Annotated in this window: 13 protein-coding genes; 11 read left to right on the top strand and 2 right to left on the bottom strand. The window is 66.0% G+C overall.

What is annotated here, in order from left to right:
* Positions 1-49: 49 nt before the first annotated feature.
* Positions 50-988, bottom strand: a complete 939-nt coding sequence (locus AC07XB_RS22240) for a helix-turn-helix transcriptional regulator (RefSeq protein ID WP_492372781.1) — start codon at positions 986-988, stop codon at positions 50-52.
* 231 nt (positions 989-1,219) lie between these two features.
* On the opposite strand from AC07XB_RS22240, the gene AC07XB_RS22235 reads away from it, so the two are divergent.
* From AC07XB_RS22235 to AC07XB_RS22200, 8 genes are all read left to right on the top strand, one after another.
* A complete protein-coding gene (locus tag AC07XB_RS22235) occupies positions 1,220-2,908 on the top strand; it encodes a benzoate-CoA ligase family protein (protein WP_492826784.1) in 1,689 nt (562 codons plus the stop codon).
* Positions 2,909-2,922: 14 nt separating this feature from the next.
* A complete protein-coding gene (locus AC07XB_RS22230; protein ID WP_492372841.1) occupies positions 2,923-3,738 on the top strand; it encodes an alpha/beta fold hydrolase in 816 nt (271 codons plus the stop codon).
* A 146-nt stretch (positions 3,739-3,884) separates the two neighbouring features.
* Complete coding sequence (locus AC07XB_RS22225; RefSeq protein WP_183030966.1) at positions 3,885-5,066, top strand: ABC transporter substrate-binding protein; 1,182 nt, start codon at positions 3,885-3,887, stop codon at positions 5,064-5,066.
* Positions 5,067-5,176: 110 nt separating this feature from the next.
* Positions 5,177-6,043: a branched-chain amino acid ABC transporter permease gene (locus tag AC07XB_RS22220; RefSeq protein ID WP_150987739.1), complete on the top strand. Its 867-nt coding sequence runs from the start codon at positions 5,177-5,179 to the stop codon at positions 6,041-6,043.
* A gap of 58 nt (positions 6,044-6,101) precedes the next feature.
* On the top strand, positions 6,102-7,073 hold the full coding sequence (locus AC07XB_RS22215; protein WP_492372842.1) for a branched-chain amino acid ABC transporter permease: 972 nt from the start codon (positions 6,102-6,104) through the stop codon (positions 7,071-7,073).
* Entirely contained in the window at positions 7,070-7,900 is an 831-nt protein-coding gene (locus AC07XB_RS22210; protein WP_492372783.1) for an ABC transporter ATP-binding protein, read from the top strand. The genes AC07XB_RS22215 and AC07XB_RS22210 overlap by 4 nt, the downstream gene beginning before the upstream one ends.
* The gene (locus tag AC07XB_RS22205) at positions 7,897-8,616 is read left to right on the top strand and encodes an ABC transporter ATP-binding protein (protein WP_492807656.1); all 720 of its coding nucleotides are present in this window, start codon (positions 7,897-7,899) and stop codon (positions 8,614-8,616) included. Before AC07XB_RS22210 ends, AC07XB_RS22205 begins: the two co-directional genes overlap by 4 nt.
* Before the next feature lie 330 nt (positions 8,617-8,946).
* Complete coding sequence (locus tag AC07XB_RS22200) at positions 8,947-10,845, top strand: potassium transporter Kup (RefSeq protein WP_492372785.1); 1,899 nt, start codon at positions 8,947-8,949, stop codon at positions 10,843-10,845.
* 121 nt (positions 10,846-10,966) lie between these two features.
* Here AC07XB_RS22200 and AC07XB_RS22195 read toward each other — a convergent pair whose 3' ends face one another.
* Entirely contained in the window at positions 10,967-13,336 is a 2,370-nt protein-coding gene (locus AC07XB_RS22195) for a Tex family protein (RefSeq protein WP_492372786.1), read from the bottom strand.
* Between the two features lie 201 nt (positions 13,337-13,537).
* Here AC07XB_RS22195 and AC07XB_RS22190 point away from each other — a divergent pair, with 201 nt between their 5' ends.
* The 3 genes from AC07XB_RS22190 to yoaA all read left to right on the top strand — a co-directional run bounded on the left by AC07XB_RS22190 (position 13,538) and on the right by yoaA (position 16,953).
* The gene (locus AC07XB_RS22190) at positions 13,538-14,350 is read left to right on the top strand and encodes a hypothetical protein (protein ID WP_492826782.1); all 813 of its coding nucleotides are present in this window, start codon (positions 13,538-13,540) and stop codon (positions 14,348-14,350) included.
* Positions 14,351-14,495: 145 nt separating this feature from the next.
* Positions 14,496-14,699, top strand: coding sequence for a DUF465 domain-containing protein (locus AC07XB_RS22185; RefSeq protein ID WP_150987726.1), 204 nt, complete (start codon positions 14,496-14,498; stop codon positions 14,697-14,699).
* A 76-nt stretch (positions 14,700-14,775) separates the two neighbouring features.
* A complete protein-coding gene (yoaA, locus tag AC07XB_RS22180; protein ID WP_492827026.1) occupies positions 14,776-16,953 on the top strand; it encodes a DNA repair helicase YoaA in 2,178 nt (725 codons plus the stop codon).
* Positions 16,954-17,083: the final 130 nt, after the last annotated feature.

Here is a 17,083-nt window from a genome sequence, read left to right as displayed (position 1 = left end):
CTGGCCGACGCAATCCTTGCTCGATGTTCAGGCGCCAAACAGGTACCAATCACGCGCCAATCACGCGAAGATGGGCGCGCAAAGCCTGCAGGGAGGTGGTGGGATCCTGGCCGCTGGTGTCGATCGTCACGTCCGCGCGGGAGTACAGCGGAGTGCGCGCCAGCAGGATCCGGCGCAGATCGTCCATGGCTTCACGGTTGCCTTCCATCGGGCGCATGTCGCCCTGCGCTACCACTCGTGCCATGTGTTCCTCGGGCGAGGTCTTTACCCAGACTGTGTAGCAGCGTGCCAGCAGCAGGTTGAAGGTGGAGGGCTCCGAGACCAGGCTCCCGGGTGTGGCCAGCACCATGCGGTCGTTCTCCCGCAGCACGCGTTCAAGTGCGCGCATCTCGTAGCGGCGGTAGGCGGCCTGCCCGTAGAGGGAGTGGATTTCGGCCAGGCTGGCACCGGCTTCCTGCTCTATGACACCGTTGAGCTCGACGAAGGGCACTTCCATGGCCGCGGCCAGCGCCCGCCCGAGTGTGGATTTGCCGGCGCCGCGCAGCCCGATCAGCGTAATGCGGCGATGGCGCGCGTCATGGGAGGCGGAGGGCGCCAGGGCATGGCGGCAAGCCTCGCGCACGCGTGACAGGTCGGCCGCGGGCAGTTGCGCCAGCCACTGCACCAGCTGCGAGAACTCCGAGGCAGGCTGGCCACCAGCAGCGTGCTGGGTCTCCATCTCCGCCAGCACCACCGGCAGCGGCACATCCAGCGCGCGCGCCACCTGGCGCAGCAGCAGCACGGACGCATTGCCGGTGCCGGTCTCCAGGTTGGCGAGGTAGCGCTCGGACACCTCCGCGCCGCGCGCGAGGTCCTTGCGCGACATGCCCCGCGCCGCGCGCAGCGAGCGGATGCGCTCGCCGAGTTGCGTCAGGTAGGGATCGCGCTCGCCGGCAGGGCGGGCGTCGGAGGAATCGGGGGCCAGCAGTGGGTCTGGGTCGCGGCGCATGGCGGGCGGGTTTGGATAGGGAATGGGAGCGGTTGGGGCCAGGATCGGGGTTGCGATTATAAGGGACGCGGCCTTCGTGTCATATAGTGCATTTCTCTGCTTGCATAATAGGCGATATGCAATAAAATGCATCGACAAATGCAGGTCAAGAAAAAACAAAAAATCACGACAAACCTGACTCCGTTCCCACGGCGAAGTGCGACCCCGGGGACGGCATCGAGGAGTGGAGACATGACGCCCCCCATTGCATCCCCGTCCCCGGCGGCCGATGCGACTCATGCCGCTACAGCGGCGGCCATTTCCGTACTGCCGGCCCGCTACAACGCCGCCGCCGACTTGCTGTCGCGCAACCTGGCGGCAGGCCGCGCCGACAAGGTCGCCTATGTGGACGATGCCGGCCTGCTCAGCTTTGCCGCGCTGGACCAGCGATGCCGGCGCTTTGCCGCCGCCCTGCTGCATGCCGGGATCCGCCCCGAGGAGCGCCTGCTGCTGTGCGCGCTGGACACCATCGATTTCCCCACGGTGTTCCTCGGCTGCCTGCTCGCCGGCGTGGTGCCCGTGGCCGTCAACACGCTGCTGACCGTCGACGACTACGCCTACATGCTGGACCACAGCGGCGCGCGCGCGGTCGTGGTCTCGGCACCGCTGGCCAGCGTCATGCGCGATGCCATCGGCAAAGCTGGCACCGCGCCCGCGCTGATCCTCGCCGCACCGGATGCCGGCAGTGCCGGCCCGGGGCCGAGCGTGGCCGAGATGGCCGGGCAGGGCATGCCGCTGGAGGGCGCTGCCGCCACGCGGCCGGACGACATCGCCTTCTGGCTGTATTCGTCCGGTTCCACGGGGCGCCCAAAGGGCACCGTGCACACGCATGGCAACCTGTTCCATACCGCCGATCTCTATGCGCGCCAGGTGCTTGGCCTGCGTGAAGACGACGTGGTTTTTTCCGCGGCGAAGCTGTTCTTCGCCTACGGCCTGGGCAATGCGCTGACGTTTCCGCTTGCCGTTGGCGCCACCACCGTGTTGATGGCCGAACGTCCCACGCCGCAAGCGGTGTTCCGCCGGCTGCGCGAGCAGCGCCCGACGGTTTTCTGCGGCGTGCCCACGTTATATGCCGGCATGCTGGCCGCGGGCGACCTGCCGCGTCGGCCGGAGGTTGCGCTGCGCGTTTGCACGTCGGCGGGCGAGGCACTGCCCAAGGATATCGGTGATCGTTTCCGCGCGCATTTTGGCTGCGACATCCTCGACGGCATTGGCTCCACCGAGATGTTGCACATCTTCCTGTCGAACCGTCCCGGCGACGTGCGCTACGGCACCACCGGCAAGCCGGTGCCCGGCTACGCGCTGAGGCTGCTGGATGAAGCGGGCCAGCCCTGCGCGCAGGGCGAGATTGGCGACCTCTTTATCAAGGGCCCGAGCGCCGCGCTGATGTACTGGGGCAACCGCGACAAGACCCGCGACACCTTCGTGGGCGAATGGACCCGCAGCGGCGACAAGTACCAGCAGGATGCGGATGGCTATTTCATCTACGCCGGGCGCAGCGACGATATGCTCAAGGTGGGCGGCATCTATGTATCGCCATTCGAGGTCGAGGCCGTGCTGGCCTTGCATCCGGCCGTGCTGGAGGCAGCGGTGATCGGCGTGGCCGATGCCGACGAACTGGTCAAGCCGAAAGCCTTCGTGGTGCTGCGCCCCGGCCAGTCCTGGCATGAGGGCATGGCGGCCGAGCTGCAGGCGTTCGTCAAGTCGCGGCTGGCCCCGTACAAGTATCCGCGCCAGATCGAGTGCGTGGCTGAACTGCCGAAGACGGCCACCGGCAAGATCCAGCGCTTCCGGCTGCGCCAGCGAGAGGAGGCTGCGCACGCGGCTGCCGATGGCGCGGCTCCGGAGCCGGCAATCGTGCCGGCGACGACAGACCGATGATGAAGGGCAAGGGCATGCAAAGCGAATTGGTGGAAATTCCGTTCGACGGCCGCCGTATCCAGATCGAGATCCAGTGGCTGCGGCCGCAGCGGCAGGAGCGCCCGCTGGTGGTCTTCCTGCACGAGGGGCTGGGTTCGATCAGTATGTGGCGCGACTATCCCGCCGCGCTGTGCGAGGCTGGAGACTTTCGCGGGCTGGTGCTGTCGCGTTATGGCTATGGGCGCTCCACCCCGCGTCCCGCCCCGGAAAAGTGGGGCGTCGACTACATGCATCGCCAGGCGCGCGAGGCACTGCCGGCGCTGTTCGACACACTCGAGATCGGGCCGGGACGCAAACGTGGCAAGCCTTGGCTGTTCGGCCACAGCGACGGCGGCTCGATCGCGCTGATACATGCCGCGAGTTTCCCTCAGGCGGTCGATGGCATCACCGTGCTGGCGCCGCACATCCTGGTGGAGGATATCTCGGTGAGCAGCATCCGGGCCGCCCGCGAGGCCTATCTGCAGGCGGACCTGCGCAGCAAGCTGGCGCGCCATCACGACGATGTGGATTCCGCCTTCTGGGGTTGGAACGATATCTGGCTCGATCCCGCGTTCCGCGCCTTCGACCTGCATCCGCTGCTGTCGCAGATCCAATGTCCCGTGCTGGCGGTGCAAGGCGAGGACGATGAATACGGCACCATGGCGCAGATTGAGGGTATCCATCGATATGCGCCACAAACCGTCCTGCTTAAACTCCCGCGATGCGGCCACTCGCCTCACCGCGACCAGCCCGGGCCGTTGACGGACGCGGCAGTCAGGTTTATAACGGCACATACTTCATACCTAAAATAATTCCGCGCCCCCTGCGCGTTGGCCTGCAGTTCCCCCCCCGTCCGGCAGCTCGCGAGGTCTGCGAATGCCGCGCACGGATGGGAGTCCCGCAGGCTGGCGATGCCGGCCCAGGCGACGGAAGTCGGCTTGACCACCAGGAGACATCCATGCATCGCTTCACATCGCGCGGGCTGGCCCCCGCATGCCTAGCCATCGCTGCATCCCTTGCCTTTGCCGCGGGCGCCAATGCCCAGGGCACCGGCAAGATCAAGGTTGGCTTCATGCTGCCTTACACGGGCACCTATGCGTCGCTGGGCAACGCCATCGAGAATGGCTTCAAGATGTACGTGCAGGAGCAGGGCGGCAAGCTGGGCGGGCGTGAGATCGAGTACTTCAAGGTGGACGACGAGTCCGATCCGGCCAAGTCGCCGGAGAACGCCACCAAGCTGATCAAGCGCGACCAGGTCGACGTGGTGGTGGGCACGGTGCACTCGGGCGTGCAGATGGGCATCGTCAAGGTGGCCAAGGAAAACAACACGCTGCTGATCATTCCCAATGCGGGTGTGGATGAAGCCACCGGCCCGCTGTGCGGCCCCAATATCTTCCGCTCCTCGTTTTCGAACTGGCAGCCGGGCTACGCCATGGGCCATGTGCTGGCCGAGCGCGGCATGAAGAAGGTGGTCACGCTGACGTGGAAATACGCGGCCGGCGAGCAGTCGGTCAAGGGCTTCAAGGAAGCCTTCGAGGCCAAGGGCGGCAAGGTGGTGAAGGAGTTGAGCCTGCCGTTCCCCAACGTGGAATTCCAGGCGTTGATCACCGAGGTCGCATCGATCAAGCCCGATGCGGTCTTCGTGTTCTTCGCCGGCGGCGGCGCCGTGAAATTCGTCAAGGACTGGGCCGCGGCGGGCCTCAAGGACAAGATTCCGCTCTACGCGTCGGGCTTCCTCACCGACGGCACGCTGGAAGCACAGGGCGCCGCGGCGCAAGGCATCGAAACCACGCTGCACTATGCCGATGGCCTGCCCAACCCGCGCGACAAGAGCTTCCGCCTGGAATACGCCAAGGCCTACAAGCTGCAGCCCGACGTGTACGCCGTGCAGGGCTACGACGCCGCGCAGTTGCTGGCCGCAGGCGCCGGCGCGGTCAAGGGCGACATGAGCAAGAAGGCCGAGGTCATCAAGGCGATGGAGCAGACCAAGGTCGATAGCCCGCGCGGGACTTTCACGCTCTCGAAGGCCCACAATCCGGTGCAGGATTTCTACCTGCGCAAAGTCGATGGCCGGGAGAACAAGCTGGGCGCCGTTGCAGTGAAGGCGTTGGCCGATCCGGCGCGCGGCTGCCGGCTCTGAGCGGGTAGTCGCCGTGGCCCGCCGCCGCCAAGGCGCCGTGCCGAAGTCCGGCCCGGCGCCAGCCGGGCCGCATACCGCAACCGAGTTGCCGCTTTGCCGCATGGATATCCATGGATATCGTTTCCTTCTTCATTCAGTGCCTCAATAGCATCCAGTACGGCCTATTGCTCTTTCTTGTCGCGAGCGGCCTGACGTTGATCTTCGGCATCATGGGCGTGATCAACCTCGCCCACGGCAGCTTCTACATGCTGGGCGCCTACCTGGCTTTCACGCTGGCCGGGCTGACCGGCAGCCTGCTGATCGCCATTCCGCTGGGCATCGTGCTGGCGGTGGCGTTCGGCTACGTGCTGGAGTGGGTGTTCTTCAGCTATCTCTACGAGCGCGAGCATCTGCAGCAGGTGCTGATGACCTACGGGCTCATCCTTGTGTTCGAGGAACTGCGCAGCATCCTGGTGGACGACGACGTACATGGCGTGACCGTGCCGGCCATGCTCGACTGGGCCCTGCCGATCGGCAATGACATGACCTATCCGGTCTATCGCCTGTTTATCTCCGCGATCTGCCTGCTGGTGGCCGCGGCCATGTACCTGGTCATCCGCCGCACGCGCCTTGGCATGATGATTCGCGCCGGCGCCACCAATCGCGAGATGGTGCAGTCGCTGGGCATCAACGTCACGGTGCTGTACCGCTTCGTGTTTGCGCTGGGCGTGGCCCTGGCGGTGCTGGCCGGCATGATCGCCGCGCCGGTGTCCTCGGTCTATCCGGGCATGGGCAGCCAGGTGCTGATCGTGTGCTTCGTGGTGGTGGTGATCGGTGGCATCGGCTCGGTCAAGGGGGCCATGGTGGCCTCGCTGCTGCTGGGTTTCGTCGATACGTTCGGCAAGGTGTTCTGGCAGGAGGCCTCCGGCGTGCTGGTCTACCTGCTGATGGCACTCATCCTGCTCTGGAAACCCCAGGGCTTGTTCAAGGCGGGGTAGGGATATGCCAAGCGATACCAATGCATTGGAGGGGCCGGCGCGCGCGCGCAGCCAGCCCATGCCCTGGCTGGGCGGCCTGGGCTGGCTGGCCGCGTTTGCGGTGCTGGCAGTGCTGCCGCTACTGCTGAACTCGGACGGGCAGCGTTTTTACATCGAGCTGGTCAGCAAGGTCATGATCATGGCCATCTTCGCGCTGTCGCTGCAGTTGCTGATCGGCTACACCGGGCTGGTCAGCTTGGGCCATGCGGCTTACTTTGCCATGGCCGCCTACGCCACCGCGATGATGGCGCCGCAGGCCGGTCCGGGCAACGGCTGGCTTTTGCTGATGGGCGCGCTTGGCGCGGCCGCGCTGCTGGCGCTGGTGGTGGGCGCGCTGGTGCTGCGCACGCGTGGCATCTATTTCATCATGGTCACGCTGGCATTCGCGCAGATGGTGTATTTCGTCTTTCACGACACCAAGATCGCGGGCGGCAGCGACGGTACCTATATCTATTTCCGACCGGAGTTCGGCTTGTTGGGGGCGCACCCGTTCGACGTCAACGACGTCACGCATTTCTACTGGCTGGTGCTTGGCGCGCTGGTGCTCACGGTGGCCGGGCTGGCGGTGGTGCTGCGCTCGCGCTTCGGCCATGCGCTGGTGGGCATCAAGCATAACGAGCAGCGCATGCGTGCTGCCGGTTATGCCACCTATCGCTACCAGCTTGGCGCCTTCGTGGTGGCCGGCACCTTTGCCGGCCTGGCCGGCTACCTGTATGCCATCCAGTACGGCTTCGTCAATCCGGAGATCGCATCCTGGCACCAGTCCGGCAACGCCATGCTGATGGTGATCCTGGGCGGGGCCGGCAGCCTGGCGGGCGCGGTGCTGGGGGCCTTCTCCTTCGTCTTGCTCGCGGAGTGGTTCAGCACGCTGACCAAGCACTGGCAGTTGCTGATGGGCGGCTTTGTCATCCTGGCGGTGGCTTTGCTGCCGCATGGGCTGATCAGCCTGGCCCGTGGTGCCGCGCGCCGGCGCCAAGGAGGATCACGATGAACGCACCTGTACCTGTCGTACCTGCGCCGGTCCTGTCGGCCCGCAAGCTGACTCGCCGCTTTGGCGGCCTCACCGCGGTGGGCGACGTGGACCTGGACCTGGCCTTGCATGAGATCCACGCGGTGATCGGCACCAATGGCGCGGGCAAGTCCACGCTGATCAATATGTTGTCGGGCGAGCTGCCGCCATCGTCTGGCGCGCTGCAATTGCAGGGGCGCGACGTGACCGGCTGGTCGCAGCCGCGCCTGGCGCGCGAAGGCGTGGGCCGCAGCTACCAGCGCAACAATATCTTCCTGCCGCTGACGGTGCGCGAGAACTGCCGCTTGGCGGCACAGTCGCGCGCGCAGCGGGCCTGGCGGCTGTGGGAGGGCGCGCAGCGATGCCGCACCAGCCGCGCGCTGGGCGACGAAGCCTTGGAGTGCGCCGGCCTGGCAGGCTGCGCGGATACCGTTGCCACGGCGCTGTCGCATGGCCAGAAGCGCCAGCTCGAGGTGGCGATGTGCCTGGCCACCCAGCCCACCGTGCTGCTGCTGGATGAGCCTTTGGCCGGCATGGGCGCGGAGGAGTCGGCACGCATGCTTGCGCTGCTGCGTTCGCTGCGCGATGGCCACGCGGTGCTGCTGGTCGAGCACGACATGGAGGCGGTGTTCTCCGTGGCGGACCGGATCACGGTGATGGTCAACGGCACTGTGATCGCCTCTGGCGATCCCGAAGCGATCCGCGTCAATCGCGAAGTCCAGCAGGCTTACCTGGGCGAGGAGGCTGAGAAGGACGAGGAGGGGGCAGCCTCCCACCAGGCGGCCCTGCATAGGGAGCAGGCAGCATGAGCGCGCCAAGCGAGATGATTGCCGCACGCGGCGTCCATGCCTGGTATGGCAGCAGCCACGTCCTGCGCGGGATCGATTTCAGCGTCGGCACGGGCGAGACCGTGGGCTTGCTGGGGCGCAACGGCATGGGCAAGAGCACGCTGCTGCGTACTCTCCTGGGCCATGTGCGGCAGCGCGAGGGCACCATCCTCGCCGGCGGGCGCGACGTCTCCCGTGCGCAGCCGTATGAAGTGGCACGCCTGGGCGTGGCCTATGTGCCCGAAGGACGGGGCATCTTCCCCAATCTCTCAGTGCGCGAGAACCTCTTGATGGCGGCGCGCAAAGGGCCGTCTGGCCGGATGGACTGGGACGAGGCAAGGGTGCTGGACCTGTTCCCGCGCCTCAAGGAGCGCCTTGGCCACGGTGGGCAGCAACTGTCCGGCGGCGAGCAGCAGATGCTGTCGATCGGCAGGGCCCTGATGACCAACCCGGACTGCCTGATCCTCGATGAGGCGACCGAAGGCCTGGCGCCACGCATTGTCGCCGAGATCTGGCAGGTCATTGCCACCGTGCGCGCCACCGGCATTGCATCCGTGGTGGTGGATCGCAACTACCGCACGGTGCTGGCCAATGCCGATCGCGTGGTGGTGCTGGAGAAGGGCATGGTCGTCATGAACGGGCCTGCGGCCGAACTGGCGGTGCAACCCGGCTTGCTGGATCGCTATCTTGGCGTTTGATCCGCACACGATCCATGTTCAATTGTGACTAAATGTGCACAGTTTGTGGCGGTGCAGCAACGTGCGTATCCCCCTATTCGTGGGCGATTTGGTGGTCCACCCCGCGCAAGCGCTTGACCGGGCGGGACTTCCCTCGCATGCTTGCCACGTCACCAGCACGAGGCAGGTTCCTCAAGGCGGGATGCTCCCTAGTGGTCGTCACCCGGCACTTCATCTAGAATGGCGCGCGTTTGTGCAATGCAATAGCGGCGCGGTGCCGTTGCGCCATCTCAGGCGCACATATCCGTGCGCCGATGCCGTTGCGCGAGCCTTTCAACCTTACCCTTATCCATGACCCAGCCCGCATCCAGTCATTATTTCGTCGAAAGTCCCAGCAAGCGTGCGCTGGTGATCGGGGCGATCGGCGTCGTCTTCGGCGATATCGGTACCAGCCCGTTGTACGCCCTGAAGGAGTGCTTCAGCACCGAGCACGGCATCCCATTTAGCGACGCCGCCGTCATGGGGATCATCTCCATGTTGTTCTGGGCGATGATCATCGTGGTTTCGCTCAAGTACGTGATGTTCGTCATGCGCGCCGACAACGACGGCGAGGGTGGCATCCTGGCCCTGATGGCGCTGGCGCTGCGTACCGCGGCACCGCGCTCGCGCATGGCAAAGCTGCTGATGATGTTCGGCATCTTCGGCGCCTGCATGTTCTATGGCGACGCGGTGATCACCCCGGCGATCTCGGTCCTGTCCGCGGTGGAGGGCCTGGAGATCGCCGCGCCCGGGCTGTCGCACTTCGTCATACCGATCACGCTGGTGATCCTGGTGGCCTTGTTCATGATCCAGCGCAGCGGCACCGCCGCGGTGGGCAAGCTGTTCGGGCCCATCATGATGGTGTGGTTCGCCGCGCTAGGCGCGCTGGGCGCCTACCACATGATGCATGTGCCCTCGATCCTGATGGCGGTCAACCCGTACTACGCGGTCACCTTCCTGATGGAGCATTCGCTGCAGGCCTTTGTGGTGCTTGGCTCGGTGTTCCTGGTGCTGACCGGCGCGGAAGCGCTGTACGCCGATATGGGTCACTTTGGCATCCGGCCGATCCGCACGGGCTGGTTCGCGGTGGTGATGCCTTGCCTGATGCTGAACTACTTCGGGCAGGGCGCGATGCTGCTGCAGAACCCCGAAGCCATCAGCAACCCGTTTTACCTGATGGTGCCGCAACCCTTGCTGCTGCCGATGGTGTTGCTGGCCACCTTTGCCACGGTGATCGCCTCGCAGGCTGTCATCTCCGGTGCTTTCTCGCTGACCAGCCAGGCTATCCAGCTGGGCTTTGTGCCGCGCATGCGCATCCGCTATACCTCGGACGCTGAAATCGGCCAGATCTACCTGCCGGTCATCAACTGGCTCCTGCTGGTGCTGGTGGTGATCGTGGTGGTGGCCTTCAAGAAGTCCGACAACCTGGCGGCCGCCTACGGTATCGCGGTGACGACCACCATGGTGATCACCACGTTCCTGGCCGCCGTGGTCATGCGCAACGTGTGGAAGTGGAACCCGATCCTGGTGACCCTGATCGGCCTGACCTTCCTGCTGGTTGACCTGGCGTTTTTCTCGGCCAACCTGCTCAAGATCGCCGAGGGCGGCTGGTTCCCGCTGCTGATGGGCGGCACCGCCTTCTTCCTGCTGATGACCTGGCACAGCGGGCGCAAGCTGCTGCGCGCACGCAGCCTGGAAGATGGCATTCCGCTCGAGCCGTTTATCGGTGGCCTGCTGGCGCACCCGCCGCATCGGGTCGAAGGCACGGCCGTGTTCCTGACCGGCAACACCGAGTCCGTACCGGTTTCGCTGCTTCACAACCTCAAGCACAACCGCGTGCTGCATGAGCGCGTGGTGTTCCTGAGCTTCGTCACGCGCGACGTGCCCTATGTGGACGATGACCATCGCCTGACCTGCAAGGATCTTGGCGGCGGCGTGTTCATCCTCAAGTCCGAGTACGGTTTCAAGGAAACGCCGGATGTGCAGCGGGTGCTGGATCTGGCCCAGCGCAAGCTCAACATGCAGTTCGAGCTGATGGAAACCTCGTTCTTCATCGCCCGCGAATCGGTGATTCCGTCGAAGCTGCCGGGCATGTCGATGTGGCGTGAAAGCCTGTTCGCGTGGATGCATCAGAACGGTGCCAAGCCCTCGGACTTCTTCCAGATTCCAGCCAACCGTGTAGTTGAGCTTGGAACCAAGGTGGAAATCTGACGGCACTCCCCCCCGGCTCGCATGCCGCAGTAGCGGCCGGGATAGCCTCACTGGCCCGCAGATAGTAAAAAAGCCCCTGTGCACATGGCACAGGGGCTTTTTTACGTCGGTCCCGCGAGGCTCAGCGCTTGAGCTTGGCGAAGGCTGCCGCCATGGCGCCTGACGGTTCATCGCGGCGCTGATTGCCGCCGAACCCCTTGCCCTGGCCGGGCCGCTGGCCCTGACCCTGGCGCGGCGCGTTGCCGCGGTCGGTCTGGCCCGCGCGGACCGGGCCCTGGCCGGGTTCGTCGTCCAGCCGCATGGTCAGGCCAATGCGGTTGCGCTTGACGTCCACTTCCATCACCTTGACCTTGACGATCTGGCCAGCCTTGACCGCCTCGTGCGCATCCTTGATGAACTTGGTGGACAGGGCGGAGATATGGACCAGTCCGTCCTGATGCACGCCGATATCGACGAACGCGCCAAACGCGGCAACGTTGGTGACCACGCCTTCGAGCACCATGCCCGGCTGCAGGTGCTTGATGTCTTCCACGCCGTCCTGGAAGGTGGCGGTCTTGAACTCGGGGCGCGGGTCGCGGCCGGGCTTTTCCAGTTCGGACAGGATGTCGCGCACGGTCGGCAGGCCGAAGGTCTCATCCGTGAAGGATGTCGGCGAGAGGCCACGCAGCGCTTCGCGATTGCCCATCACTTCCGGCAGGCCCTTCTTGATCTGGTCGAGGATCCGCTTGACCACCGGGTAGGCTTCCGGGTGGACCGAGGAGCGGTCCAGCGGGTTGTCGCCATCGTTGACGCGCAGGAAGCCCGCGGCCTGCTCGAACGTCTTGTCACCCAGTCGCGGCACCTTCTTCAGCGCAGCGCGATTGGGGAAGGCCCCGTTGGCATCGCGGTACTCGACGATATTGCGCGCCAGCACCGTGTTCAGGCCGGACACGCGGGCCAGCAGCGGGGCCGAGGCGGTATTCACGTCCACGCCCACGGCGTTCACGCAATCCTCCACCACGGCGTCCAGCGCGCGGGCCAGCTCGCGCTGGTTCACGTCATGCTGGTACTGGCCCACGCCGATCGACTTGGGATCGATCTTGACGAGTTCCGCCAGCGGATCCTGCAGGCGCCGCGCAATCGAGACCGCGCCGCGAATCGACACGTCGAGGTCCGGGAATTCCTTGGCGGCCAGCTCCGATGCCGAGTACACCGAGGCGCCGGCTTCGCTGACCACGATCTTGGTCAGCTTGGCTTCGGGCAATGCCTTCATCAGGTCCAGCACCAGCTTGTCGGTTTCGCGGCTGGCGGTGCCGTTGCCGATCGAAACCAGCATGACATTGTGCTGCTTGGCCATGCGCGCCAGCGTGGCGAGCGAGCCGTTCCAGTCGCGGCGCGGCTCGTGCGGGTAGATGGTGGCGGTGTCGATCAGCTTGCCGGTGGCGTCGACCACGGCCACCTTGCAGCCGGTGCGGATGCCCGGGTCGATGCCCATCACGGACTTCGGACCCGCCGGCGCGGCCAACAGCAGTTCGTGCAGGTTGCGGCCGAACACCTTGATGGCTTCACTTTCCGCGGTTTCACGCAGCTGGGTCAGCAGCTCGGTTTCCAGGTGCGGCTGCACCTTGACGCGCCAGCACCAGCGGCAGACATCGGCCAGCCACTTGTCAGCCGGGCGGTTCTGGTTCTGGATGCCGACATGGCGCGCGATCATGCCTTCGCACGGGTGCGGCACCATCGCGTCCTGTTCCTCGCCCAGACCGAGCTTGACCATCAGCACGCCCGCATTGCGGCCGCGGAACAGCGCCAGCGCGCGGTGGGACGGAATGGTGCGAATGGTTTCGCTGTATTCGTAGTAATCGCGGAATTTCTCTTCTTCCGCGCCTTCCTTGCCTTCCATCACAGAGGAGGTGACCAGGCCATGGCTCCACAGGTGCTCGCGTACTTTGCCGAGCAGCTCGGCGGTTTCGCCAAACTGTTCCGACAGGATGTCGCGCGCGCCATCCAGCGCGGCCTTGACGTCCGGCACGCCGCCCTCGGCGGTGGGGTTGCCGTTGACGTACTTGGCGGCCTCGGCCTGCGGGTCCAGCGTGGGGTCGGCCAGCAGCGCCAGCGCCAGCGGTTCCAGCCCGCATTCGCGCGCGATCTGGGCGCGGGTGCGGCGTTTGGGCTTGTAGGGCAGGTAAAGGTCTTCCAGGACCTGCTTGGTCTCCGCGCCTTCGACGGCTGCGCGCAGCTCGGGCGTCAGCTTGCCCTGTTCCTCGATCGAGGCGAGGATGGTGGCGCGGCGCTCTTCCATCTCGCGCAGATAGAGCAGGCGTTCTTCCAGATTACGCAGATGCGTGTCGTCCAGGTTGCCGGTCACTTCCTTACGGTAGCGCGCAATGAACGGCACGGTCGCGCCTTCGTCGAGCAGTTCTACGGCCGCCGCCACCTGGCGGGGTTGGACGGACAGTTCGGCCGCGATGAGCGACACGATCTTTTGCATGACGGAAGCTGGCAGAGTGGACATCAGGAAAACAGTCGGTCGAAAGCGGGGCATTTTGCCACAAGCTTGCCGCCACGCGGCGAGGCGCTTGGGAGTGGGGCTGCCTGCGTGGCCCCGGGGTGCCCGCGGGGGCGGTGGCGCCGCGCCGGGATGCCGGCCCGCCCGTATGTCAACAAGCGTGGCAACAAGCACGGCAACCGGCAGGGCGGATGTTAGAATCCAAGCATGATCGTCAAGCCACATCCGACCGCCTTTGCGGCCGCGTTCCCCGACCGCCTCGCCACTCCGGCTGTGCTCCGCGCGGCCCGCTTCCTGCCTGCGCAGGTGCGGCTTGCCGTGCTTGCCACTGGCCTGGCGGCGTTGTTCCTGCCAACGCTCGGCCAGGCGCAGGCGGCCCCTGGTGCCGCGCAGCCTCCTGCCGCTGCCGGCGCGGCGCAAACGCCGCCCCGGGATTTCGCCGCGGAGCGCAAGGCCATCAGCGACTCGCGCGCCTGGACCACCTATCGCTATGGCACGGCCGAGCACGATTGCTACAACAAGTTCTTTGTCACGCATTGCATCGACAAGGCCAAGGACGCGCAGCGTGCCGAGTTGCAGGTGCTGCGCAAGCGGGAGCTTGAGGTCGGTGACGCTGAGCGCGCATTCAAGGCGGCCGAGCGTGACCGGCAACAGGCGATCCAGCGCGCCCAGTACGAAGCGGAACAGCCCAGCCGCGACGCCAACGAGCGCGCCAGCCGCGAAAGCTACGAGCGCAAGCAGCAAGAGCAGAAACTGCGCGATGCGCAGCATGAGGCCGATGCGCCGCAGCGCGCCGCCAATGCCCAGGCCTACGACAAGAAGCAGGCCGACTTCGATGCCCGCGTCAAGGCCGCCCAGGAGCAGGGCGCGCAGCAAGCCAAGCAGCGGCAGGAAAATGTCAAGGCTTACGAGCAAAAGCAGCGTGACGCCGAGCAACGGCAGAAAGACGTCGACGAGCGTCGTGCCAAGGCCAAGGAGCAGCAGGGTCAGGCGTCCGCGCCACGTCCCTTCGGTTTCTGAGCGGCTAAGCGCCGCGCCCACAGCCGGGGGCAATACCGGCGACAATAGCCGGTGCCAGACGTCGGCGCGATGCATCTGGCCGCGCCCACGTCATTTGCCGTACCGGCCCGCCGGCGCCCAGCGCCGGCTTTGAGCGGGGGAGCCCATGGACCGCAACCTGAATACCTTATCGCGACAGATCATGGAGTTGCAGATCGAGCATCGCGATCTCGATTACCTGATCGACCGCATGGCGGCTGATGCCGCGCACGATGAGCTGCAACTGCGCCGACTGAAAAAGCGCCGTCTCAAGCTCAAGGACGCGATTACCTTGCTACAGCTTCAGCTCGAGCCGGACGTGCCCGCCTGATTCCCCGATTCCCCTTGCCCCGGGCCGCTCTTGAAGTGGCTCGCCAAAAAGCCTCGCCTTGCCCGACTCCGAAGACCTGCCCGCCGCCAACGTAACGTCAGATCCGTCTGATCAAGCCGCTACGCCCGACACGCCTGACTCGCCCGAAGCACCGGCGGCCAGCGCTGCCGGGCCGTCCGGTACGGCGGCTTCGCACGCCGCTCAACTGGCCACTATCTTTGCCGAGACCGGGACACTGGCCACCGGCATCGAAGGCTATCGCCCGCGCGCGGCGCAAGAGCAGATGGCTGCCGCCGTGGCCGGGGCGATCGAGCGCGCAGACACGGTCATCGTCGAGGCCGGCACGGGCACGGGCAAGACCTTCGCCTACCTGGTTCCGGCCATGCTGTGGGGCGGCAAGGTGATCCTCTCCACCGGCACCAAGAACCTGCAGGACCAGCTTTTCCTTCGCGATATCCCCACGGTGCGTAAAGCGCTCAACGTGCCGGTGTCGGTGGCGCTGCTAAAGGGGCGGGCCAACTACCTCTGCCATTACCACCTGGAGCGGGCCGAGATCCAGGGCCGCCTGGCTTCGCGCCAGGATGCCGCCTGGCTGCGCGAGATCGCCCGCTTTGCCAAGGTCACGTCGTCGGGCGACAAGGGCGAGCTGGCCTCGGTGCCGGAAAACGCGCCGGTCTGGCAGCTGGTTACCTCGACCCGCGACAACTGCATGGGCACGGAGTGCCCGAGCTACAAAGAGTGCTTTGTGATGCGCGCCCGCAAGGAAGCACAGCAGGCGGACATCGTGGTAGTCAACCACCACCTGTTCTTTGCCGACGTGGTGCTGCGTGACACGGGCATGGCCGAGCTGCTGCCAGCGGCCAATACGGTGATCTTCGACGAAGCGCACCAGTTGCCCGATACGGCGACGCTATTCTTCGGCGAGAGCCTGTCCACCAGCCAGTTGCTGGAGCTGGCGCGGGACACCGTGGCCGAGGGCCTCTCGCACGCGCGGGACGCCGCCGACTGGGTGCGGATCGCGGCCCCCCTGGAGCGCGCCGCGCGGGACCTGCGCCTGGCCTTCACCCGGGACAATTCCCGCCTGGCGGTGAGCCAGATCGAGGCGGATCCCCGCATCGGCAAGCCATTCTTCGAGACGCTGGATGCGCTCGAAACCGCGCTGTCGGAATTCGTGACCCTGCTGGAAAGCCAGGCCGAACGCGCCGAGTCATTGGAGCAGTGCCATCGCCGCGCGGTGGAGCTCGACCAGCGCCTGGCCGCCTGGCGCAACGATGCCAAGGCGGTGCCACCGCCCGCCGCAGTCGAGGGCGATGAAAAGTCCCCGGCCAGCGCGGCCTTCGGGCCGGAAACCGTGCGCTGGGTCGAGGTGTTCTCCCAGACCGTACAGTTGCACCGCACGCCACTGTCGATCGCGCCGATCTTCACGCGCCAGCGCGAAGGGCACCCTCGCGCCTGGATCTTCACCTCGGCTACGCTATCCGTGAAGGGCAATTTCACGCACTATGCGGCCCAGCTTGGCCTGGACAAAGACAAGTCGCTGACGTTGCCCAGTCCGTTCGACTACGCCACCCAGGGCCTGCTCTACGTGCCGCGCGACCTGCCGGCGCCGCAGTCGCCGCAGTTCACCGACGCCGTGGTGCAGACCGCGCTGCCGCTGATCGAGGCCGCCGGCGGCCGCGCTTTCCTGTTGTGCACCACGCTGCGGGCAGTGCAACGTGCCTCCGACCTGCTTTACGAGGCCTTTGCCGAACGCGGCCTGGAACTGCCCTTGCTGGTGCAGGGCCAGGCCAGCCGTACCGAATTGCTGGATCGCTTCCGCGAGCTTGGCAATGCGGTGCTGGTGGGCAGCCAGAGCTTCTGGGAAGGCGTCGACGTGCGCGGCGAGGCACTCTCGCTGGTCATCATCGACAAGCTGCCGTTCGCCCCGCCCGACGACCCGGTGCTGGCGGCGCGCATGGAAGTACTGCAAAAGAAGGGCCTGAGCCCGTTCGCCGTGCATCAGCTGCCGCATGCCGTGATCACGCTCAAGCAGGGCGCGGGGCGGCTGATCCGCTCGGAATCCGACCGTGGCGTGCTGGTGATCTGCGATACCAGGCTGGTGGAGAAGCCCTACGGCCGCCAGATCTGGCAGAGCCTGCCGCCCTTCAAGCGCACGCGCGAGGCCGAGACGGTGGTGCACTTCCTGGAGTCGCTGCGCAATGGCGAAAGCGCGCCGGCGGCCGACGACGCCGGAGGGGAAGCCGCACCCGATTGACCGCCTGGCGCGGGCGGCGGCCAACAAACAAAAAACCCGATCTTCCGATCGGGTCAGATTGCTGACGAACCCCACATTTTTCGGAGTGTGGGGTTTTTTGTTTGCGACGGTGCTGGCGTCAGGCCAAGTC

The sequence above is a fragment of the Cupriavidus sp. GW821-FHT02F09 genome, from assembly GCF_059421605.1.
This window is presented reverse-complemented; position numbering and strand designations above follow the sequence as displayed.